Raw genomic sequence first — 20,902 nt, 5'->3', positions numbered from 1 at the left:
GTGTCAGTCCAACAGGATCGACTTCACGGTGACCGGCGTGGCCGGAGCACCGTCCTGGCCGCCGCCGGCGACACCGCCCTGCGCGATCTTGTCCAGCGTGGCCAGCCCCGTGTCGTCGATCCTGCCGAACACCGTGTAGTTCGGCGGCAGCTTGGAGTCCTCGTAGACGAGGAAGAACTGGCTGCCGTTGGTATTCGGGCCGGCATTGGCCATGGCCAGGGTGCCGCGCGGATAGGTGACCGGCTCTTGGAGCTTGGGGTCGTCGGGCTGGTACTGGTTGGTCGGGTACTCGTTGGCGAACGAGTAGCCCGGGCCGCCGGTGCCCTCGCCGGTCGGGTCGCCGCACTGCAGCACCTTGAGCTGTTCGGCGGTGGTCAACCGGTGGCAAGGGGTGTTGTCGAAGTAGCCCTGCTGGGCGAGGCTGGCGAAGCTGTTCACCGTGCACGGCGCCTTGCCGTTGTCGAGCAGCAGGCCGAGGTTGCCCTGGTCGGTGGACATGCTGGCGCTGATCTCGGCGGGTTCGGTGGGCACCTTGCCTGCGCGGGGCGGATCAACCGGCTTGCTGGCCTGCTCGGCGGACGCCGGGTACTGGCAGTTCTCGCCGAGTCCGGCCGGTGCTACGAACGCCGGAAGCGATCCGGGCGCCGACGGGGCCGCCGACGTGGGGGAGGTTTCGGTGGCGGCCGCGGTCTGGCTGTCGGAGCCGCGGTTGGTGACGACGAGCGCGACCACCGCGGCGACCACGACGATCGCGCCGGCCACCGAGCCGATGATCGCGTACTGGCGCCGCTTGCGTGCCTTCTCCGCGCGGCGCTCCAACTGCCGCTCGAGCTTGCGCTTCGCCGTCGCCCGCCGCTGTTCGTTGGTCGGCACCGCTGATGTCCTCCTCTTGTCGGTCGATCGGGAACGAGTGTGCCAGGCATTGCTGAGTGTGGCGCCGCGACCCACGCCATCGTGTGGTGGGAAACTGGACGGCGTGTTCATCACCGGGTTTGCCGCCGGCATGCTGGCGTGCAACTGCTACGTGCTGGCCCCACGGGCCGGTGCCGACGCCATCGTCGTCGACCCCGGCCAGCGGGCGATGGGGCCGTTGCGCCGCATCCTGGACGAGAACCGGCTGACACCTGCGGCGGTGCTGCTCACGCACGGCCACATCGACCACATCTGGTCGGCCCAGAAGGTGGCCGACATGTACGGCTGTCCGGCCTACATCCATCCCGAGGACCGCTTCATGCTGACCGATCCGATCAAGGACTTCGGGCGGGGGTTCCTCGGCGGGCTGGCCAGCTCTGCGTTCGGTGCGTTGTTCCGCGAGCCCAAGCAGGTCGTCGAACTCGACAAGGACGGCGACAAGGTGGAGTTGGGCGGTGTGACGGTCACCGTCGACCACACGCCGGGACACACCCGCGGGTCGGTGGTGTTCCGCGTCGATGAGGCCATCGGGTCGGGGCCGGGTTCGGTCGCGTTCACGGGCGATACCCTGTTCCGGCAGTCGGTGGGCCGGACGGACCTGCCGGGCGGCAGTGGTCGGGACCTGCTCGGCTCGATCGTCAACAAACTGTTGGTGCTCGACGACGACACCGTGGTACTACCGGGGCACGGCCCGAAGTCCACGATCGGCGTCGAACGCCGCACCAACCCGTTTCTCGAAGGCTTGATCTAGTGAGCTCATGTGAGTGAATTTCAGGCGCCCAAGGGCGTCCCGGACTACCTGCCGCCGGACTCGGCGCAGTTCGTCGGTGTGCGCGACGGTCTGCTCGACACCGCCCGGCGGGCGGGCTACGGCGACGTCGAGCTGCCCATCTTCGAGGACACCGCGTTGTTCGCGCGGGGGGTCGGCGAGTCGACCGATGTGGTCTCGAAGGAGATGTACACGTTCTCCGACCGCGGTGACCGCTCGGTCACGTTGCGGCCGGAGGGCACCGCGGGGGTGATGCGCGCCGTCATCGAGCACGGTCTGGACCGCGGGCCGCTTCCGGTGAAGCTGTGCTACTCGGGGCCCTTCTTCCGGTACGAACGCCCGCAGGCCGGCCGCTACCGTCAGCTACAGCAGGTCGGGGTGGAAGCCATCGGCGTCGACGACCCGGCCCTGGACGCCGAGGTGATCGCGATCGCCGACGCGGGATTCCGATCGCTGGGACTCGACGGTTTCCGGCTGGAGATCACCTCGCTAGGTGATGAGACCTGCCGTCCGCAGTACCGGGAACTGTTGCAGGACTTCTTATTCAAGCTGGACCTCGACGACGAGACTCGGCGGCGCGCGGAGATCAACCCGCTGCGGGTGCTCGACGACAAGCGCCCGAAGATGCGTGAGATGACCGCCGATGCGCCGGTGATGCTCGACCACCTCTCCGACGTCGCCAAACAGCACTTCGACACCGTGCTGGCACATCTGGACGCGTTGGGGGTGCCGTACCTCATCAACCCGCGGATGGTGCGCGGGCTGGATTACTACACCAAGACCACCTTCGAGTTCGTCCATGACGGGCTCGGCGCCCAGTCGGGTGTCGGAGGGGGCGGACGCTACGACGGCTTGATGGCACAGCTCGGCGGAAAAGACTTGTCGGGCATCGGATTCGGCTTAGGTGTCGACCGCACATTGCTGGCGTTGAAAGCCGAGGGCAAGACCGTCGGCGGGACGGCGCGGGTCGATGTCTTCGGCGTGCCGCTGGGCGAACAGGCCAAGGTGACGCTGTCGGTGCTGGGCGCGCGACTGCGGGCGGCGGGTGTGCACGTCAACCTTGCCTACGGCGACCGCGGGATCAAGGGGGCGATGCGCGCAGCGGACCGTTCGGGTGCGGCGCTTGCGCTGGTGGCCGGTGACCGCGACATCGAGGCGGGCACGATCGGTGTGAAGAACCTGGCGACGGGGCAGCAGACGGACGTAGCGGTGGACGACGTGTTGGCCGAAGTGCTGGCCCGCCTCAACCGCGCCTGATTTCTTGGCCCTAGTGGCGCGAGCGTGCGGGTCTGCACACGACGCGCCGCGAAATTCCGACAGTTTGCGCACACTCGTGGGCTATCGAGCGTGCTCAAGCGCGGTGTACGACGTCGGTGAGCACCCGGTCGAGCATTCCGACGCCGCCACTGAACACGTTGCCGCGCATAAGGACTCGCGTCGATGACGGGGTGACCACGACCAGAGTCGACGTCAGCAACCGCGACCGCCGCTCGAACTGCACCTGGTTCAGCGGCGCCACGATCTCACCGGTGCCGTCGCGGTAGGTCTGGTTCCGGCGGTCGAAGACGGCCACCGCGGGGTACGCGCTCAGCGGTGTCATCCGCATGTGTCGAAGTGCTGCGCCGCCGCGGATCATCGTCCTGAAGGCCACGAGGCCGATGACGAGCAGCGTCGCACCGATCGCCGCCGAGGGCCACACCATCGAATACGCGAACGCGTAGAAGATCGACACGGCGCCGAAGCCGCCGAAGATCAGCGCCGACATCGTCAACAGCAGCACCGTCATCTCCGTCGGCGCGCGTCCGCGGTCGATGAGCAGAACGTCGAACCCGCGCTCGGCCACCACCACAGGCCCCTGATCCGTCAGTGCGATCGGCTCGAGCGACGGGTTCACGCAGAGCCGCGGGCGACCGAGTTGAGGAGTTCGTCGATGTGTCCGACCCCGCCGTCGAACGGGTTGCCGCGCTTGAGCGTCTTTGTTCCGCCCGGTGTGACGGCGACGAGTTTCGGTGAACTGGACCCGATTTGGAACTTGCGCGCAAAGCGCACCTGATCCAGCTGCACCAGGGCGCCACCGCGGTAGCTGAACAACCCGAGCTTGCGGTCGAGTACCGCGGCGGGCCGACAACTGTGCAACGGTCGGCTGCGGTACTTGCGGATTCTGCGGACGACGAGAAATGCGGCCACCGCCAGTGCCACGCCGACGGCGAGGAAGACGGCACCTAACGCCCTCGACGGGGAACCGCCGATCAGCGTGATCACCCCGAACCCGGCGACGACGATCGTCAGGACGCCGAGCACGAACGCCAGCACCGTCAGCGGTCCCGTCCCACGGTCCACGACCAACACCCGACGACCGTCGTCGGTGACGACAAGTCCGCCGGTGTCGGCCAGTACCTGCGGCTCCGAAGCTGTGTTCACGCGTGCACTGTGCCACTTCGCCGGCCCCGAGCGTGCGCAAACTGCTGGAAATGCGCGGCGTGTCGTAGGCAGACGCGCCCGCTCGCGGAAGGGGGCACAAAGGCTAGATGGCCATCGCCGCGCGGACGGCGGCTTCAGAGGACGAGCCGCCTGCACCGCTGGAGGTCACGTGACCGGACTCGAGAACGTAGTAGTGCTGCGAGGACTCCAGCGCGAAACCGATGTGCTGTTCGACCAGTAGTACGCCCATGTCACCCCGCTGGGTCAGCTCGGTGATCGCCGCCTCGATCTCGGCGACCACCGACGGCTGGATGCCCTCGGTCGGCTCGTCGAGGATCAGGCACTTCGGCGTGGTGATCAGCGCGCGGGCGATCGCCAACTGCTGGCGCTGACCCCCGGAGAGCAGACCGGCGCGACGAGTCAACAGCTCCTTGAGGGCAGGGAACAGGTCGAGTTGTTCGTCGATGAGCCGCTTACCATTCTTGCGTCCGTCCGCGACAACTTGCAGGTTCTCCATCGTGGTGAGCTGGCCGAACGACTGCTGGCCCTGCGGCACGTAGGCCAGTCCACGCGCGACGCGTGCGCTCGGGCGCAGCCTGCTGATGTCGTCGCCGTCGAAGAGCACCTTGCCCGCGCTGCATCGCAGCAATCCGACCGCGGCGCGCAGCAGCGTGGTCTTACCCGCTCCGTTGTGGCCCATCACCGCGGCCACTCCGTCGGAGGGCACGTCGACGCTGGCCCCGTGGATGACCTCGGAACGGCCGTAACCGCAACGCACGTCGACCAGTGACAGCATCAGGACTCCTCGGTGAGTTCGGCGGGGACATCGGCGGTACCCGCCGCGGCGGTGCCGAGGTAGACCTCTTGCACCTTGGGGTTGGCCTGTACCTCGGCGACAGAGCCCTCGGCGATCACCTGCCCGCGCGCGAGCACGCTCACCGACGTGGCGAACGCGCGCATGAAGTCCATGTCGTGTTCGACGACGACGACCGTGCGCTGGGCACCGATGCGGCGCAACAGCTTTCCCGTCTCCTCGCGTTCCTCGTGGCTCATGCCTGCGACGGGTTCGTCGAGCAGCAGCACGTCGGCGTTCTGCACGAGCAGCATGCCGATCTCCAGCCACTGCTTCTGTCCGTGGGCCAGCACCCCGGCCGGCTTGTCGGCCAGGTCGGTCAACCCGATGGTGTCGAGCGCCTCTTCGATCGCGGGAAGCACACCCTTGCGGCGCCGCAACAACGTCCACACCGACCGCGCCGCACCCGCCGCGATGTCGAGATTCTGCAGCACGGTCAGTTGCTCGAAGACGGTGGCTGTCTGGAACGTGCGACCCACCCCGAGCCGGGCGATCTGATGCACCTTCTTGCCGAGCAGTTCGACGCCGGATTTGTTGACCGACCCGGTGGCGTCGACCAGGCCGGTGATCGCGTCGATGACCGTCGTCTTGCCCGCACCGTTCGGGCCGATCAGGAAGCGTAGGTCGCCCTGGAACAGCGTCAAGTCGACATCGCTGACCGCTTTGAAGCCGTCGAAATCGACTGTGAGCCCGCGTACTTCGAGGTACTCGGTGCCCATGCCGACGTTGCCGCCCGCGATGGGTTCCGCTTCTGCCGTCATGTGGCTGCACCCACCTTCTCGGCGTCGGGGTCGGCCTGCGGTTGGGGCTCGGCTGGGACGGGTTTCGTGCGCCTGCGGATCCGGCGCCGTTTGAACAGCACACCCAGACCGGCCAGCCCTGCCGGGAAGAAGCCGACAACGACGATAAACAGCAGGCCCTGTGCATAGGTCCATTCCGAGGGGAAGCGTTCGGAGAACAGCGTCTGCGCCCACGCGACCCCGATCGCGCCGAGCACCGGTCCCAGCAGCGTGGTGCGCCCGCCGATCGCCACGCCGATCAGGAACGCGATCGAGGGCAGGATGCCGACCTGCGACGGTGCGATGAACCCGACGATCGGGGCGAACAACGCGCCCGCGATGCTGGCGAACAGTGCCGCCACGGTGTAGGCGACCACCTTGATGTTCGCCGGGTCGTAGCCGAGGAAGCGGACACGTTCCTCACCGTCGCGAACCGCGACCAGCAGCTCGCCGTATCGGCTCTGCATCAGTTGGCGGACCACCGCGACGACGGCGAGCAACACGCCGGCGGCGATGAAGTACAGCATGCGCCGGTTGGCCGGGTCGTTGAGGGTGAACCCGAAGAACGTGCGAAACCTGTTGAGACCGTTGCTGCCACCCAAGCTGGTCTGCCCGACGAGCAGGATCGCCAGCGCGGCAGCCAGCGCCTGCGACAGGATGGCGAAGTAGGCGCCCTTGACGCGGCGCTTGAACACGCCGAGCCCCAGCGCGGCCGCGATCGCGGTCGGCACAACCAGGATCGCCGCCAGGGTGAAGATGGGGGAGGCGAACGGCTGCCAGTAGCCGGGCAATTCGCGCACACCGGCGATCTGCATGAAGTCCGGCACATCGTCGCCCCGCAACTGTGCATCCGAGATCTTCAGATGCATGCCCATCATGTAGCCGCCGAGACCGAAGAACACGCCCTGACCCAACACGAGCATTCCGCCGCGGCCCCAGGCCAATCCGATGCCGACCGCGACGATGGCGAAGCACAGGAACTTGCCGAGCAGGCTGAGCCGGAAATCGGACAGTACCGCAGGCGCCACGGCGAACAGCAGCACCGCGGCCACCGCGAAACCGGCCCACGTCTGCCAGCGGCCAACGAAGGTTCTCACGCGAGACTCCTTGTCCGGACGGTGAACAGGCCCTGCGGCCGAGCCTGCAGGAAGATCACGATGATCACGAAAACGATCACCTTGGCCAGCGATGCGGTGGTGTTGTATTCGATGAACGAGTTCAAGAAGCCCAGCGCGAACGCCGCGATGGCCGTGCCCTTGATCTGGCCGAGTCCACCGACCACGACCACCAGGAAGGCGTCGATCAGATAGCTCTGCCCGATGGTCGGGCTGGTCGACCCGATCAGCGTCAACGCGACACCGGCCACCGCGGCCAGCCCCGAACCGATGAAAAACGTTGTGATGTCGGTTTTGCGGGACGAGATTCCGCTGGTCTCGGCGAGGTCGCGGTTCTGGACGACGGCCCGGATCCGCCGTCCCATCGGGCTGACCTTGAGTGCGGTGGCCAGCGCCACGACGCAGACGACGGCCAGCACCAGGATGAAGATCCGGGTCTTGGGCACCACCGCCCCGAACATCTCGACCCCGCCCGACAGCCACGCCGGTGCCACCACGTTGACCGCGGGAGCTCCGAAGACGTCGCGAGCGACTTGCTGCAGGATCAACCCGACACCGAAGGTGACCAGCAGTGTGTCCAGCGGCCGGTGATACATCCGGCGGATGAGCGTGGTCTCCAGAAGCGCGCCCATCGCGCCGCCGATCAAGAATCCGACCGCCAGCGAGATCAACAGCGACGCACCGGCACTCGATACGATCTGCTGCACCACGTAGGCGGTGTAGCAGCCGGCCATGATGAACTCGCCGTGCGCCATGTTGATGACGCCCATCTGGCCGAACGTCAGCGACAACCCCAGCGCGGCCAGCAACAGGATCGAGCCGAGGCTCAATCCCGTTGCCAGCTGCCCGATCAGGATATCCACTACGACATACTCCCGTCGCTTCGCTCGCCCGGAGCCTCAGCTGGACAGACCGGCCGCCCACGGATACGACTTGAGATAGGGGTCGGGTTCGATCGGGCCCGGCGACTCCCAGATCGTGTAGATCAGCCCGTCGGGCCGGATCTCGCCGATGCGTGCGGTCTTGGTGATGTGGTGGTTATCGCCGTCGATGGTGACCAGGCCCTCCGGGGCGTCGAAAGTCACTCCGCCCGCATTGTCCTGAATCGCTTTGACGTCGAACGACTTCGCCTTCTCCACCGTGTTCTTCCACAGGTACACCGAGACGTAGGCGGCCTCCATCGGATCCGAGGTCGGCTTGTTGGCGCCGTATTTGTCCTTGTAAGCCTTGACGAACGCCTTGTTGACCGGATTGTCGACGGTTTCGTAGTAGTTCCACGCGGTGAGTTGACCGGTGATGTTGCCGATGCCGATGCCGCCGACCTCTTCCTCGGCGATCGACACCGACACCACCGGCATCGCCTCCGGCGTCAGGCCGACGTTGCGGTACTCCCGGAAGAAGGCGACGTTGGAATCGCCGTTGAGCGTGTTGAACACGGCGTCGGCGTCGGCGGTGCGGACCTTGTTGACGATGGTCGAGAAGTCCGTCGAGCCCAGCGGGGTGTAGTCCTCGCCCTTGATCTCGATGCCGTTGGCGCCCGCGTATGCCTTGATGATCCGGTTGGCGGTCTGCGGGAACACGTAGTCGCTGCCCACCAGATAAAGCGACTTGACGCCCTTCTCTTTGAGGTAGTCCAGCGCGGGCACGATCTGTTGGTTGGTGGTGGCGCCGGTGTAGAAGATGTTCTTCGACGACTCCAGGCCCTCGTACTGCACGGGGTAATACAGCAGAGAGTTTGCGCTCTCGAAGACCGGCAGCATGGCCTTGCGCGACGACGACGTCCACCCGCCGAACACCGCTGCCACGCAGTCGCTGCTGATCAGTTTCTCGGCTTTCTCCGCGAACACCGTCGGCTCGGACGCCCCGTCCTCGCCGACGAGCTGGATCTGCTTGCCCATCACACCGCCGTCGGCGTTGATCTGCTCGACCGCGAGGTCGATGGCGTTGCGGACGGTCACTTCGGAGATGGCCATCGTGCCCGACAACGAGTTCAGCACACCCACTTTGATCGTCGGGCCCGAAGTGTCGACACACGATTGGGCGTTTGCCGAGTCCGACTCGGTCGCCTTGCTTCCGCAACCGGCCAGCACCAGACTTGTCGCAGCGACGATTCCGCCGGCAACGAGTGCTGAACGTCTCACGGAGGACCGTCGTGGTAGTCGCATGAACAGCCTTTCCCTATATATCCGCAGCGCACATCGGCGATGAGCGTCGAGTCGGGCGCGAGAGTCCCGACGTCGCGTGATTGTCGAATCGGGACGTTAGAGCGGCGGTGTTTCTGGGAAATGTCTGCGTGTGACGAACAAATTAACCTGTCACTTCTCTGCAGGTCGTTTGCCGTCGAGCGACGCACGATATGCGCCCGGTCGCGGCGACGCCGGGGCTGTAACGGTTTGGTACCGTCCGGCGATGTGACGAACATGCGAACAGCTACAACCAAGGTCGGGGCGGCTCTCATGGTGGCGGCGGCGTCAGTCGCGGTCAGCCATGCGACGGCGAATGCCCAGTCGGAAGGCCACGTGGTCCGGTACACGCTGACGTCAACGGCTCCTGCCGATTTTCAACTGAACTATCTGACGGCTCAGCCTCCGAGCAAGGAGGCCTACAACGCCGACGCCTATGCGTACCTGAAGAAGGAAGAAGTGGTCCTGCAGCCGGGCGTGCCGTGGGTGTTCGAGACGACGATGTCGGATCCGCAGTGGGCGATCCTCACCGCGAGCACCGGAGTACACGCCATGCAAGCTTCCCCGAACCCGCACTGCGAGATCGCGATCGACGGTGAGGTGGCGGTGCAGCAGGACGGCACCTACACGGTGCAGTGCCAGCTGAGCCAGTGGTGACCGCGCCGCTGTAGGTATCGCGGCCGCTCAGTCGGCCACGCTCTGGAGCTCGGACAATTTCAACGTGGGTGGCAGCGGCTCGGTGTGCAGCACACCGAGCCGCTGTGTCGCGCGCGTGAGCGCGACGTAGAGATCGGCCGCCCCGCGGGGACCGTCGGCGAGGATTCGGCCCGGCTCGACGACGAGAACCGCGTCGAACTCCAAGCCCTTGATCTCCGACGGTGACAACGTCCCGTCCATTCCCGCAGGCCCGATCACGACGCTGGTCCCATCGCGGCCGTCTTCGTCGCGACGGAACTCCTCGATCGCGGCGGGTATTTCGTCGGTATCGATGAGGCGCGCCCATGGCCGAACACCGGATGCGCGAACGGATTCGGGTGGCCGCACGTCGGGGGCGAACTCGGCGAGCAGGCCCGCGGCGACGTCCATGATCTCGGCGGGCGTGCGGTAGTTCACCGACAGCGGCCGGTACACCCAGCGCCCGGGCACATACGGTTCGAGCATCGACCCCCATGACGTGGCGCCCGCTGCCGATCGGCGTTGCGCGAGATCGCCCACCACGGTGAAGGACTTGCTGGGACACCGACGCATCAGCACCCGCCAGTCCATTTCCGAGAGCTCCTGCGCCTCGTCGACTACGACGTGCCGGTATGTCCAATCACGGTCTGCCGCAGCACGTTCGGCGACGTCACGGTTGTCGCGCTCGACGAAACGTTCGGCGAGTTCCTCGGCGTCGAGCAGGTCGGCGGCGATCAGGTGATCCTCATCGTCCATGAGGTCTTCGCGGGCCACCATCAGGTCAAGCACACCGGCGGCGTACGCGGCCTCCTCCCGGCGTTCCTTCTCGGCCGCGGGGTCCGGTTTGATGCCGCCCAGCATGTCGACCAGCTCGTCGAGCAACGGCACGTCCGACACCGTCCAGTGGTCGCCGGGCGCGCGCAGTAGGGACTCGTCGGCGCCTGCGGCACTGAGTCGTTCAACAGACTCGTAGAGCCCGGACAGCAGGGCCTCCGGTGTCAGCTCCGGCCACAGCCCGTCGAGGGCGATGTTGAACGCTTCGTGGTCAGCGAGCTCGTCGAGAAGCTCGGCACGCAGGTGTTCCCACGCCGCTTTGGCGTCGCGGGTCAGCCAGCCCTTGCCGATGCGTGCGATCGCGCGCTCGGTGAGCACCCAGGTGATGACGTCGACGAACACCGCGCGCGCGTCGTTGTGCGGCAAGCCGCTGTCACGGGCTTCCTGGATCGCCCACTCGGCCGTCTCGGCATCGATCCGCACCGTGACGTCGGCCAGCTTGATCGGCACCGGTTCTTCGGGGACCCGTTGCCGGTCGGCGATCGCGGCGGCCAGCACGTCCAGCATCGTCAGCGATCCCTTCGCCCGCGCCGCGTCGGGAGTGTCCTCGGCGGTGACCCGCAGGCCGGGAACGAGGTCACCGGTCGTCATGAACACGACGTTGGTCTCGCCGAGCGAGGGCAGCACCCGGTCGATGTGCCGTAGGAACGCGGTGTTCGGGCCGATCACCAGTACGCCGTGGCGTTCCATCCGCTCCCGCTGCGTGTAGAGCAGGTAGGCGACCCGGTGCAATGCGACGACCGTCTTGCCCGTGCCCGGGCCGCCCTCGATCACCAACACACCCGGGTGATCGATCCGGATGATCTCGTCCTGTTCGGACTGGATGGTCGCAACGATGTCGCGCATGCCATCGCCGCGAGGCGCGTTGACCGCCGCGAGCAGCGCGGCGTCACCCTGGGCGCCTTCGGTGGGCCTGCCCAGGGTCTCGTCGGTGAAATCGGTGATGCGACGCCCGATGGAGTGGAACTGGCGCCGCCGGCGCATGCCCTCGGGGTGGGCCGCGGTGGCGACGTAGAACGGGCGCGCCGCGGGAGCCCGCCAGTCGAGAAGCAGCGACTCGTACTCGTTGGCCTCGTCCAGCAAGCCGATACGACCGATGTAGAGGCGGTCGCCCGTGACGCTGTCCAGCCGACCGAAGCACAGCCCGTGGTCGGCCACGTTGAGCCGGTTCATCCGCGTGGCTACCGCGCGCACCTCGGCGTCGCGGTCGACGAGTGAGCCGCCGTCACCGCGCAGCGCCGCGTCGTAGTGCGCCCGCACCCGTGCGCGTTCGGCGTCGAGTCGCGCGTACAACCCGTCGATGTAGCGCTGCTCGGAACGCAGTTCGTCCTCGTGGCCGTCGATCGCCACATCGCCCCCAATAATTTGTTCTGCAAAGCCGGCTTGCGCGCGTCGACCTTGACAACCCATCGAACGTGAGTTCGAATCGAGTATATGCGGTGGGATGGTCAGGGTGTCGGCGTCGACGACGGTGCGCTGCCCGGCTTGCAGCGTATCGGTTTCGTGCGCAGCGTGCGGACGCCGCAGTTCGAGGGCATCACGTTTCATGAAGTGCTGTGCAAATCGGCGCTCAACAAGGTGCCAAACGGGGCCATGCTGCCGTTCAATTTCACGGTCAACGGCTACCGCGGTTGCTCACACGCCTGCCGTTATTGCTTTGCGCGGCCCACGCATGAATATCTCGAATTGAACTGCGGCAGCGACTTCGACAGTCAGGTCGTGGTCAAGACCAACGTGGCCGACGTGCTGCGCCGCGAATTGTCGCGGCGATCGTGGCAGCGCGAGACGGTGGCCTTGGGCACCAACACCGATCCGTACCAGCGGGCCGAGGGCCGCTATGCGCTCATGCCCGGGATCATCTCGGCGCTGACCGATTCCGGTACGCCGTTCTCCATCCTCACCAAGGGCACCCTGATGCGGCGCGACCTGCCGCTGATCCGCGAGGCCGCGCAGCAGGTCGACGTCAGCGTGGCGGTTTCGCTCGCAGTCGGGGATCCGGTGCTGCACAGGGAAGTCGAACCGGGCACACCGTCGCCGCAGGCGCGGCTCGGGATGATCGCCGCGATCCGGGACGCCGGTCTGGACTGTCATGTGATGGTGGCGCCGGTGTTGCCGCATCTGACGGACTCGGCCGAGCATCTCGATGCGCTGCTTGCCCAGATCGCGGCGGTAGGCGCCACCGGTGTCACCGTGTTCGGCCTGCACCTGCGTGGTTCCACGCGCGGCTGGTTCATGAACTGGCTGGCCGGCTCGCACCCGGAGCTGGTGCCCAAGTACCGCGAACTGTATCGCCGCGGCGCCTACCTGCCGCAGGACTACCGGAAGATGTTGCACGGCCGTGCGGCACCGCTCGTGGCCAAGCACGGCCTGGCGCCCGACCGCCGGTCGTTCCGCGCCACAGACACTCCGCCCGCAGCTTCACCCGTCCCAGCGTTGCAACCCACCCTCTTCTGAGGAATGGGTCAGCCTCTGTTGCGCTTGACCTCTTTGAACGGCACGTCGCGATCGGCGGCGGGTTCGCGGGGGAAGCCGAGCACGCGCTCGCCGATGATGTTGCGCGCGATCTCGGTGGTGCCGCCACCGAGGGCGGCGGCTTGGCGCGACAGGTACCGCTCGCCGTGACGGATCAACACACCGTCGACGTCGACCACACCCGCGCTGCCGGTGATCGCCAGCGCCGTGTCGAACTCGACGTGATGGACGTCGGCGTGCGCGATGCGGATGATCGACCCGGCGGCCGGCGGTAGCGAGCCGTCGAGCACACCGTGGTAGACGTGGTCGATCAGCTGCTCGCGCACGGTCCGGTGCACCAGCGCGCGCCCGGCCATCTCCTGAAGCCGCGCGTTGTCGGCCTGACCCGCCTTCTCAAGCAGCTCAACGTAATTGGTCGGGACATCGGATTTGCCCTCGGCACCGATCCCGCTGGCGAACTCCGATCCGCCGCCGACGGCGCGCCGTTCGTGGTACAGCTGCCGGGAGGCGACGTGCCAGCCCGCGTTGACCTCGCCGACCACGGCGTCCTCGTCGAGTTCGAGGTTGTCGAAGAACTCCTCGCAGAACTCGACGGAACCGTTGACCTGCTTGATGCGGCGCAGTGTGATGCCGGGGCTGTTGATGGGCACCAGGAACATCGTCAGGCCCTCGTGCTTGGGCACATCCCAGTTGGTGCGCGCGAGCATCAACCCGTAGTCAGCGGCGAAAGCGCTTGTGCTCCAGGTCTTTGCTCCGTTGATCACCCACTTGTCGCTTTTGCGGTCGGCGCGGGTGATCACACCGGCGAGGTCGGAGCCGCCGCTCGGTTCCGACAGCAGCTGCACCAGCACCTCGTCGCCGCGCAGCGCCGCGGAGATGTGCTGTCGTTTCTGCTCTTCGCTACCGGTGTCGAGGATGGTGGCCGCGCAGATCGTGAACGTCGGGGTGTTGAGGATGATCGGCAGTTCATAGGCACGCGACACCCTGTCGAACGCCTTCTGATAGGCGATCGGCAGTCCGAGCCCGCCGTACTCCTTGGGGAAACAGATGCCTGCGAATCCCCCCTCCCACAACCGCTTCTGGAGTTCCCGCGCGCGTAGCCATGGCTCCTCTTCACCGCGGTCGTGTTCGGGTGGGTTGTTCGGATCGATCGGCGGCATGTTCTCCGCAAGCCACGCCTGAGCCCGGGCGGCGAACTCCTCGACCGACTCCGTGGTGGCGGTCGCGGCGGGGGCCGATGTGGTCTCGGTCATGACGCTTGCTCCAGGTTCTTGGTGAGGGAGTAGACGCGCAGGTTGTGCTCCTCGGGAGTGCCGAACATCGAGCGGTTCAACGTGGTTCGTCGCAAGAACAAGTGCAGGTCGTGTTCCCACGTCACCCCGATGCCGCCGTGCAGCTGCACGCACAGCTGCAACATGCCCGGTGAGTATTCGCCCACGTACGATTTCGCGACGCTGACGGCCATCGCCGCACCGGGAGTCTGCGCTGCCACCTCGGCCACCGCGGCGTTGGTCGTGGCACGGCATCCTTCGAACCAGATCTTCAGGTCGGCGTACTTGTGCTTGAGTGCCTGATACGAGCCAAGGGGGCGACCGAAGGAGAGCCGGTCGAAGCCCCACTGAATCGTGAAGGCCAGCACCGTATCCAGGATGCCTACCACTTCCGCGCACTGAAGTACGCAGGCGATCTGGGTCTGCCGCTCGATCAGGGCAGGTGTCTGGTCGGCAGAGCCGACCGCCGCGCCCGCATCGACCTCGACCCCGTCGAAGTGCACGCGGGCGTACGTCTTGACCATGTCGATCGAGCGCTGCGGCTCCACGCGCACACCCGGTGCGTCCGCGGGCACAAGGAACTGTCGGACACCGTCGTCGGATTGTGCTGTGACCAAGAACAATGCGCTGTCGGCGCCGGCCTCGACCCGGTCTTTGACCCCGTCGAGACGGAACCCGGTCGCGGTGGCGGTGGCGGTGGCGGTCGGCGTCAGCGGTGACCACTGCTGCCCTGGTTCGTACACCGCCCAGCTGGCCACCGCGTCGCCGGCCACCAAGGCCTCGATGGTGTCCTCGTGGCCGGCGGGCGCCTCCACCAGCCCGGCGAGCACGGTGCTGACAGGGTGCAGCGGGCCGGGAGCGACGGTCTTGCCTGCGATCTCGGCGACCAGCGCCAGATCCTCGACGCCGTTACCGGAAACACTGCCGCCGCCGAGTTCCTCGGGCACCAGCAGGCTGGTCCAGCCCAGTTCGACGGCGCGACGCCACCAATCGGCGTCGAACGAGGTTCCGGCGTCGTGCATCTCGCGTATCCGACTCAGCGGCACTTCCTTTTCGAGGAACGACTGCGTGGTCGAGGCGAAGAGCAGTACCTCAGGATTCGTGCCGTTGTTCGAGCTATCGGTCACGGGCTCTCTTTCGTGATCGTGCGAACGTGCGTGTCGACGGATCGACACGCACGTTTCGCGACGGCGCCTGAACTCAGGCGGGGATGACGAGCGCGGGCACGTCGGGGTTGTGGACGATCTCGTTGGGCACCTTGAACAGGTCGATCATGTTGCCGCCCATGATCTTCCGTTGGCCTTCCTCGTCGAGACCCTGCAGGTCGTCGATCAGATGGGTCGGCTCGGCCAGCCCCTCCGGGTGCGGCCAGTCCGATCCGAAGATCACCCGGTCGATGCCGATGAGGTCGGCCATCTTGGCGAAGTCGTCCTCCCAGAACGGTGCGACATACACCCCGCGCTTGAACGCCTCGATCGGGTTCTCGGGGAACTCCTGCGGCATCTTCTTGTAGACGCCCTCGAACTGCTTGAACAGGTACGGCACCCAGTCGGCGCCGTTCTCGATGGACAGGATTCGCAGATCAGGGTTACGGGTCAGCGCGCCGTGGCACACCAGCGCGGCCATCGAGTCCTCGATCGGCCGCTTGCCCATCGACACCATCCGGAACGCGGTCGGCTTGAACGGCAGGTACTCGTCGGCCGGTTCCCAGTCGTTGAGGTACTCGGCGTAGCCGGAGTCCGAGGCGTGCATGGACACCGGGATACCGGCCTTCACGCAGGCGTCCCAGAACGGATCGAACTCGGGCAGCCCGAACGACCGCGTGCCGCGCACACCCGGTACCGGCGCCGGCCGGACCAGGACCGTCTTGGCGCCGCGCTCCAGACACCATTCGAGTTCCTCGAGCGCGCGGTCGACAATGCCGAGGTTGATCACCGGGGTGGAGAAGATCCGATCCTCGTAGTTGAACTGCCAGGTCTCGTACATCCACTCGTTGAGCGCGTGGATCACGTCGAGGATCAGTTCCGGATCGTCCTTCATACGTTCCTCGACCAGGCTGGCCAGGGTCGGGAACATCAGCGAGTAATCCAGGCCGAGGCCGTCCATGACCTCGAGTCGTGCGGCGGGTTCGCGGAACGCCGGAATCGCCTTCATCGGCTTGCCCATCACCTCGCGGAAGCTTTTGCCGCCGCTGCCATGCTTGAAGTACTCCTCCTGGGCGCCGGGGCGCGCGACGACCTCGAAGGTCGGGTTCGGGATGTAGTCGCTGACCTGGTTGCGCACCATGATCTTGGTCCGGCCGCGCACCTCGATGTAGTCGATGACGTGCTTGCGGTGGTCCGGGAGGAACTTGGTCAGCGCCTCTTTGGGCTCGTAGAAGTGGTTGTCCGCGTCGAAGACGGGATACGGAAGCTGGCGTGTCATGTTCGCCTCCTGCAAGTCTGATTGGCTGTTAGTGGTAATGACATTACCACTTTGGGACCAGCAGAAACAGCGGCGCCGGAGAAGCCTGTTCTCTGCCGGTGCGGCGCAGGTCAAGCGTTGTTGTCCGGGCCGGTGAGCCCGCTGAGGCAGAAGTCGTAGATGTCGTCGGCGCCGACTGGTACGCCGCTGAGTTCCGCGCCGAGCACCTGCAGCCGGATCGCGCCCAGCGAGGACTGCATGATCAGTGCGGCCCGGGCGTCGACGTTGAGGTCCGACCGGAAGACGCCCTCGGCGATGCCGCGGTTGATGATGTCCTTGATCAGCTCGTAGACCGGCGAGAGCACACGGGAGTATTCGCGCGGCAAGGTCTCGGCGAGGCGGTCGTTGTAGTTGGTCAGGCCGCGGTTGACCTTGTCCTGGGTGGTGGTCTCGGGTGGGGTGCAGATCCGGTCGATGAGCACGCGAAGGGCCGTCGCGGCGGGCAGCCCGGCGGTGTCTTCGCACCAGCGGCGCGTCGACTCGGCCATGATCTTGTCGACCAGCGCGAGGAGCAGCTCATCCTTGGTCGAGAAGTGTTGGTAGAAGGACCGCAGCGATGTCTTCGACCGTTCGACCACCTCGAGCACGGTGAAGTCGGTGCGTCCGGTCTCGCCGAGGATCGCCAGCGCCGACTTCATGAAGCGCTTGGGCCGGGGGTCACCATCGGCGGCGTCGGCCATGCGTGTGGCGCCCGCAGCGGGGCGCCCGCTCGGCTTGGCCATGGTCGTCACCTTCCGGCTCGAGATCGACTGGTAACGACGTTACCGCTTTTGTAGAAGCTCGGTTACTGTTCCTTGTTATGACGACAGACTCAGCGCAGCACCAGTGGACCGTCGACACCCTGCTCGACCTGTTCGACGTCCGCCGGGACGGGGACAACCGATTCATCGCCGAGACCGGCCCGGCCGGTGAGGAGGACCGGCAGGTCGTCGAGGGCACCCAGGTGCTCGCCCAGGTGATCGTGGCGGTGGCCAAGCGATTCGAGGGCAAGTCGGTGCGGTCGGCGCATGCGGTGTTCTCGCGGGCGGTCATGGTCGCGGCCGGGCCGGTCGAGTTGGAGATCGACGTCGTCAACGAAGGCCGTTCCACCGCAACCGCTGTCGTCGCGGCCAAGCAGAACGGCAAGCGCTGCATCACCGTCACCGTGCTGACCGACGTCCCGACCGATGACGTCATCCGCCACGCCGTCGCGCGTCCAGAGGTGAAGTCGCCCGCCGAGGCGAACGACGCGCGCATGGCCATGGCCGGTCGCGAGATCCGACTGGTCGATGTGGTCGACGTCAACAGCCCCGACGAGGTCGGCCCGCCGGAACTGTACGCCTGGGTGCACTACGACAAGACCCCCGTCCGCGACGACCTCGCCAAGGCTCTCGTCGCGTATCTGACCGGACACCTTGGTATTTCGACGACCATGCGCGCCCACGAGGGCATCGGCACCGCGCAGTCCCACGTCACCGTGTCGACCGCACCGATGACGGTGTCGGTCAGCTTCCACGAGCCGTTCGGATTCGACGGGTGGCTGCTGTACAGCCACGAGAGCACGCAGGTGGGCGCAGGGATGTCGTATGTCCGCGGAACCGTGCACACCGAGGCCGGTGACCTGATCGCATCGTTCACCCAGGACGCGCTGATCCGTCCGCTGCGCACCAGCGACACGGCGATCAAGGAGCAGTCGCGCCTGTAACCGAGCCCGTGGCACGGCCGGTCGGCCGCCGAAACTGAACTTCTGCACGAGAATTCGGCCGGATTTGACGCATAAGCTCAGACTCGCGGCAAGCTCAAATCTTGAGATAGCCCTTGTCCGCGGGGATTTGCGCCGCGGTCAGCAGTGACGAGGCGTCGCTGGCCAGCCACACGACGATGTCGGAGATCAGATCCGGGTCCGCCAGTGACTCCGTCGGCAGCGCGCCGGGGGAGAAGCTGTGGATGTAGCTCTGGTGGTCGGCGAAGACCTGCCACATCGACGTGTCGTTGCCCATCGGGGTGTCGGTGCCGTACGGATGCACCGAGTTGACCCGGATGCCGAACTCGCCGAGTTCGACCGCCAACGAGTTGGTGAGCCCGACGACGCCGAACTTGCTGGCGCAATAGTGACCGCACCCGGGAACGGCTTTGATGCCGGCTGCCGAACTGATCGTGATGATGGAGCCGCCGTTGCCCGCCTCGATCATCGGCGGCACGGCGGCCTTGATCGTGTTCCACACACCGGTGAGGTTGACGTCGAGGACTTCCTGCCACTGCTGTGCCGAAATCTCCCACAGCCGACCCCAATTCATCACACCGGCATTGGCGACGACGATGTCGAGGCGGCCGAACTGTTCGATCGCGTCGGAGACCACCCGCTGCTGTCCGGCGGCATCGCGGACGTCGACCCTGTCGGCGACGATCTTGCGGCCCTCGCCTTCGACGAGGCTGACCGTCTCGGCGAGATCCTCCGGGAGCGCAGGCGGATAGCCGTTGTGCTCGGCGACCGGACCGCACGCGTCTATCGCGACGATGTCGGCGCCGGCGCGGGCCAACCGTACGCAGTGCGAACGGCCCTGTCCGCGAGCGGCGCCCGTCACGTAGGCAACTTTCCCGGCGAGCGGGGTATCGGGGTTGGTCATCGAGTTCTCCTGATCAGTTGGCGCCGGCGGTGAGCCAGTCGTCGAACGTCGTCGAGGCGATGCGCGCATTCTCGCCCGGCAGTAACACGTTTCCCGACATCGACAACCCGAACATGCCCGACCAGGTCGGCACCAGCTTGACCTGCTTGCCCCTTGCGGCCAGCGTCCGGCGGGCCATGTCGACGAGGTCTTGTGTCTCGGGCCCCGCGACATCCACGTACCGGCCCTGCGGTTGGCCGAGTGCGACCTCGGCGAGAACCTCGGCGATGTCGTCGGGCGCGATCGGTTGCACGAGCAACGGCGCGATGGTCGACACCCCGTCCTGCTCGAACCAGCCGGCGACCATGGCTGCGAAGTCGTGAAACTGTGTGGCGGGCACGATCGTCCACGGCACCGGTCCGTCGGCGACGAGACGCTCCTGCTCCCGCTTGCCTGAGTAGTGCGGATTGCCTTCGATGTCGTGGATGCCGACGATCGACAACAGCACATGGTGTCCGACGCCGGCACGCTGCTCGGCGGCCAACAGATTGCGTGTGGTGGTGCCGAAGTACTCGATGGTGCCGTCCCGGTCGATAGGAGGTGCGCTGACCGTGTCGACGACCGCCTGCACCCCGGCGAGCGCGGCGTCCAGACCCTCGCCGGACATCAGGTCGACGCCGAGTGAGCGACTGATGCGGACGACCTCGTGGCCGTCGCGTTCGAGCGCGGCGGCGGTGCGGGCGCCGATGTTTCCCGTCGCACCTGCGATGGCAATGCGCATCTGTGTCTCCTTTGGCCAGTCGTGACGGTACTCGCTGGGCGATTCGCATGGGGTCGGTTGCGTTCGACGCAACCATCAGCTCAGCGCGGCAGCGACCTCACGAAGACGGGCGCCCGCGCCGGAGGCGATCGGCTCGCCGTGACCGAAACACGCCGTTTCGATGTCGAGCGCGGCAAGACGGCGGAATGACGCCACCGTGCGCGCACGGTCCTGGTTGAAGGTGCCGAGCATGAGCGTGCCGACGTTGGCGATGGTGTCGCCAGTGAGCAGCACACCGTGGTGTGGCAGATGAATCGCGATGCTGCCCTCGGTGTGACCCGGTATCGAGAGGATCTCGGCGCCGCCACCGAAATCGAGGATGTCGCCGTCGCGCAGTTCCCGGTCGACGGGGACGGGGTCGGCGGCATCGGGCAATCCTGCTGCGACACGCGCATGGATCGGCACCTCCCAGTCCTCGAACACCGGTGGGGGCAGCGCAGCTCCGTCGCGAATCGCGGCGGCATCCCCTGCGCCGGCGACAACCCGGGCGCCGGTCGAGCTGTGTAGTTCTGCGGCCGAGCCGATATGGTCGACGTGTCCGTGCGTCAGGATTATCCGATCGATTGCGGGCACCGCCTCGGCGATGGCTGCGCCGGATCCCGGTGCCCCGGTGTCGATCAGCGTGACCGAGTCACCGTCGCGCCAGGCGTAGACCTGCCAGCCGTTGACGACGAGCATGGTGAGGTTCGGCGTGACGGCCACGGACTGCATGCGTCCAACGCTAGTGCGTACGAGCGGGCCGCGAAAGAG

21 protein-coding genes are annotated in these 20,902 nt (G+C 66.5%); 5 read left to right on the top strand and 16 right to left on the bottom strand.

The window, feature by feature from the left end; genetic code table 11:
- Positions 1 to 3 precede the first annotated feature (3 nt).
- Entirely contained in the window at positions 4 to 873 is an 870-nt protein-coding gene (locus AAHH99_RS22300) for a peptidylprolyl isomerase (protein WP_418770645.1), read from the bottom strand.
- Between the two features lie 103 nt (positions 874 to 976).
- Between AAHH99_RS22300 and AAHH99_RS22295 the strand changes: the two genes are divergently transcribed.
- The gene (locus AAHH99_RS22295) at positions 977 to 1,663 is read left to right on the top strand and encodes an MBL fold metallo-hydrolase (protein ID WP_418770644.1); all 687 of its coding nucleotides are present in this window, start codon (positions 977 to 979) and stop codon (positions 1,661 to 1,663) included.
- Positions 1,664 to 1,672: 9 nt separating this feature from the next.
- Positions 1,673 to 2,938, top strand: a complete 1,266-nt coding sequence (hisS, locus tag AAHH99_RS22290; protein ID WP_418770643.1) for a histidine--tRNA ligase — start codon at positions 1,673 to 1,675, stop codon at positions 2,936 to 2,938.
- A 94-nt stretch (positions 2,939 to 3,032) separates the two neighbouring features.
- Here hisS and AAHH99_RS22285 read toward each other — a convergent pair whose 3' ends face one another.
- The 7 genes from AAHH99_RS22285 to urtA form a co-directional block, all read right to left on the bottom strand.
- Positions 3,033 to 3,575, bottom strand: coding sequence for a hypothetical protein (locus AAHH99_RS22285; protein WP_418770642.1), 543 nt, complete (start codon positions 3,573 to 3,575; stop codon positions 3,033 to 3,035).
- Entirely contained in the window at positions 3,572 to 4,102 is a 531-nt protein-coding gene (locus tag AAHH99_RS22280) for a hypothetical protein (protein ID WP_418770641.1), read from the bottom strand. Before AAHH99_RS22280 ends, AAHH99_RS22285 begins: the two co-directional genes overlap by 4 nt.
- A 103-nt stretch (positions 4,103 to 4,205) precedes the next feature.
- Positions 4,206 to 4,898, bottom strand: coding sequence for an urea ABC transporter ATP-binding subunit UrtE (urtE, locus tag AAHH99_RS22275; RefSeq protein WP_418770640.1), 693 nt, complete (start codon positions 4,896 to 4,898; stop codon positions 4,206 to 4,208).
- Positions 4,898 to 5,716 carry an urea ABC transporter ATP-binding protein UrtD gene (gene urtD, locus AAHH99_RS22270; protein WP_418770639.1) on the bottom strand — a complete coding sequence of 273 codons (819 nt, stop codon included), beginning with the start codon at positions 5,714 to 5,716 and terminating at the stop codon, positions 4,898 to 4,900. The genes urtE and urtD overlap by 1 nt, the downstream gene beginning before the upstream one ends.
- Positions 5,713 to 6,831 carry an urea ABC transporter permease subunit UrtC gene (gene urtC, locus AAHH99_RS22265; protein ID WP_418770638.1) on the bottom strand — a complete coding sequence of 373 codons (1,119 nt, stop codon included), beginning with the start codon at positions 6,829 to 6,831 and terminating at the stop codon, positions 5,713 to 5,715. The genes urtD and urtC overlap by 4 nt, the downstream gene beginning before the upstream one ends.
- Positions 6,828 to 7,712 carry an urea ABC transporter permease subunit UrtB gene (gene urtB / locus AAHH99_RS22260; RefSeq protein WP_418770637.1) on the bottom strand — a complete coding sequence of 295 codons (885 nt, stop codon included), beginning with the start codon at positions 7,710 to 7,712 and terminating at the stop codon, positions 6,828 to 6,830. Before urtB ends, urtC begins: the two co-directional genes overlap by 4 nt.
- Before the next feature lie 36 nt (positions 7,713 to 7,748).
- Complete coding sequence (gene urtA, locus AAHH99_RS22255; RefSeq protein WP_418770636.1) at positions 7,749 to 9,014, bottom strand: urea ABC transporter substrate-binding protein; 1,266 nt, start codon at positions 9,012 to 9,014, stop codon at positions 7,749 to 7,751.
- Positions 9,015 to 9,269: 255 nt separating this feature from the next.
- On the opposite strand from urtA, the gene AAHH99_RS22250 reads away from it, so the two are divergent.
- Positions 9,270 to 9,689, top strand: coding sequence for a hypothetical protein (locus tag AAHH99_RS22250; protein WP_418770635.1), 420 nt, complete (start codon positions 9,270 to 9,272; stop codon positions 9,687 to 9,689).
- 27 nt (positions 9,690 to 9,716) lie between these two features.
- Here the strand turns inward: AAHH99_RS22250 and helR are convergent, their stop codons facing one another.
- Positions 9,717 to 11,885 carry an RNA polymerase recycling motor ATPase HelR gene (gene helR / locus AAHH99_RS22245; RefSeq protein ID WP_418770741.1) on the bottom strand — a complete coding sequence of 723 codons (2,169 nt, stop codon included), beginning with the start codon at positions 11,883 to 11,885 and terminating at the stop codon, positions 9,717 to 9,719.
- Positions 11,886 to 11,975: 90 nt separating this feature from the next.
- Here helR and AAHH99_RS22240 point away from each other — a divergent pair, with 90 nt between their 5' ends.
- On the top strand, positions 11,976 to 12,995 hold the full coding sequence (locus AAHH99_RS22240; RefSeq protein ID WP_418770634.1) for an Rv2578c family radical SAM protein: 1,020 nt from the start codon (positions 11,976 to 11,978) through the stop codon (positions 12,993 to 12,995).
- Between the two features lie 8 nt (positions 12,996 to 13,003).
- Here the strand turns inward: AAHH99_RS22240 and AAHH99_RS22235 are convergent, their stop codons facing one another.
- The 4 genes from AAHH99_RS22235 to AAHH99_RS22220 all read right to left on the bottom strand — a co-directional run bounded on the left by AAHH99_RS22235 (position 13,004) and on the right by AAHH99_RS22220 (position 17,469).
- Positions 13,004 to 14,266 (bottom strand): acyl-CoA dehydrogenase family protein, encoded by a 1,263-nt coding sequence (locus AAHH99_RS22235; protein ID WP_418770633.1) that lies wholly within the window; start codon positions 14,264 to 14,266, stop codon positions 13,004 to 13,006.
- The gene (locus tag AAHH99_RS22230) at positions 14,263 to 15,411 is read right to left on the bottom strand and encodes an acyl-CoA dehydrogenase family protein (RefSeq protein WP_418770632.1); all 1,149 of its coding nucleotides are present in this window, start codon (positions 15,409 to 15,411) and stop codon (positions 14,263 to 14,265) included. Before AAHH99_RS22230 ends, AAHH99_RS22235 begins: the two co-directional genes overlap by 4 nt.
- A gap of 73 nt (positions 15,412 to 15,484) precedes the next feature.
- Positions 15,485 to 16,708 carry an amidohydrolase family protein gene (locus AAHH99_RS22225; RefSeq protein ID WP_418770631.1) on the bottom strand — a complete coding sequence of 408 codons (1,224 nt, stop codon included), beginning with the start codon at positions 16,706 to 16,708 and terminating at the stop codon, positions 15,485 to 15,487.
- Between the two features lie 110 nt (positions 16,709 to 16,818).
- Complete coding sequence (locus AAHH99_RS22220) at positions 16,819 to 17,469, bottom strand: TetR/AcrR family transcriptional regulator (protein WP_418770630.1); 651 nt, start codon at positions 17,467 to 17,469, stop codon at positions 16,819 to 16,821.
- 77 nt (positions 17,470 to 17,546) lie between these two features.
- Here AAHH99_RS22220 and AAHH99_RS22215 point away from each other — a divergent pair, with 77 nt between their 5' ends.
- The gene (locus AAHH99_RS22215; protein WP_418770629.1) at positions 17,547 to 18,431 is read left to right on the top strand and encodes an acyl-CoA thioesterase; all 885 of its coding nucleotides are present in this window, start codon (positions 17,547 to 17,549) and stop codon (positions 18,429 to 18,431) included.
- Between the two features lie 94 nt (positions 18,432 to 18,525).
- Here AAHH99_RS22215 and AAHH99_RS22210 read toward each other — a convergent pair whose 3' ends face one another.
- The 3 genes from AAHH99_RS22210 to AAHH99_RS22200 form a co-directional block, all read right to left on the bottom strand.
- Positions 18,526 to 19,353 carry a mycofactocin-coupled SDR family oxidoreductase gene (locus tag AAHH99_RS22210; RefSeq protein WP_418770628.1) on the bottom strand — a complete coding sequence of 276 codons (828 nt, stop codon included), beginning with the start codon at positions 19,351 to 19,353 and terminating at the stop codon, positions 18,526 to 18,528.
- A gap of 13 nt (positions 19,354 to 19,366) precedes the next feature.
- Positions 19,367 to 20,113 (bottom strand): SDR family oxidoreductase, encoded by a 747-nt coding sequence (locus AAHH99_RS22205; protein ID WP_418770627.1) that lies wholly within the window; start codon positions 20,111 to 20,113, stop codon positions 19,367 to 19,369.
- A 75-nt stretch (positions 20,114 to 20,188) separates the two neighbouring features.
- Positions 20,189 to 20,863 carry an MBL fold metallo-hydrolase gene (locus AAHH99_RS22200; protein WP_418770626.1) on the bottom strand — a complete coding sequence of 225 codons (675 nt, stop codon included), beginning with the start codon at positions 20,861 to 20,863 and terminating at the stop codon, positions 20,189 to 20,191.
- Between the last annotated feature and the right edge of the window lie 39 nt (positions 20,864 to 20,902).

Source organism: Mycobacterium neumannii (assembly GCF_048452905.1).
Classification (GTDB): Bacteria; Actinomycetota; Actinomycetes; order Mycobacteriales; family Mycobacteriaceae; genus Mycobacterium; species Mycobacterium neumannii_B.
This window is presented reverse-complemented; position numbering and strand designations above follow the sequence as displayed.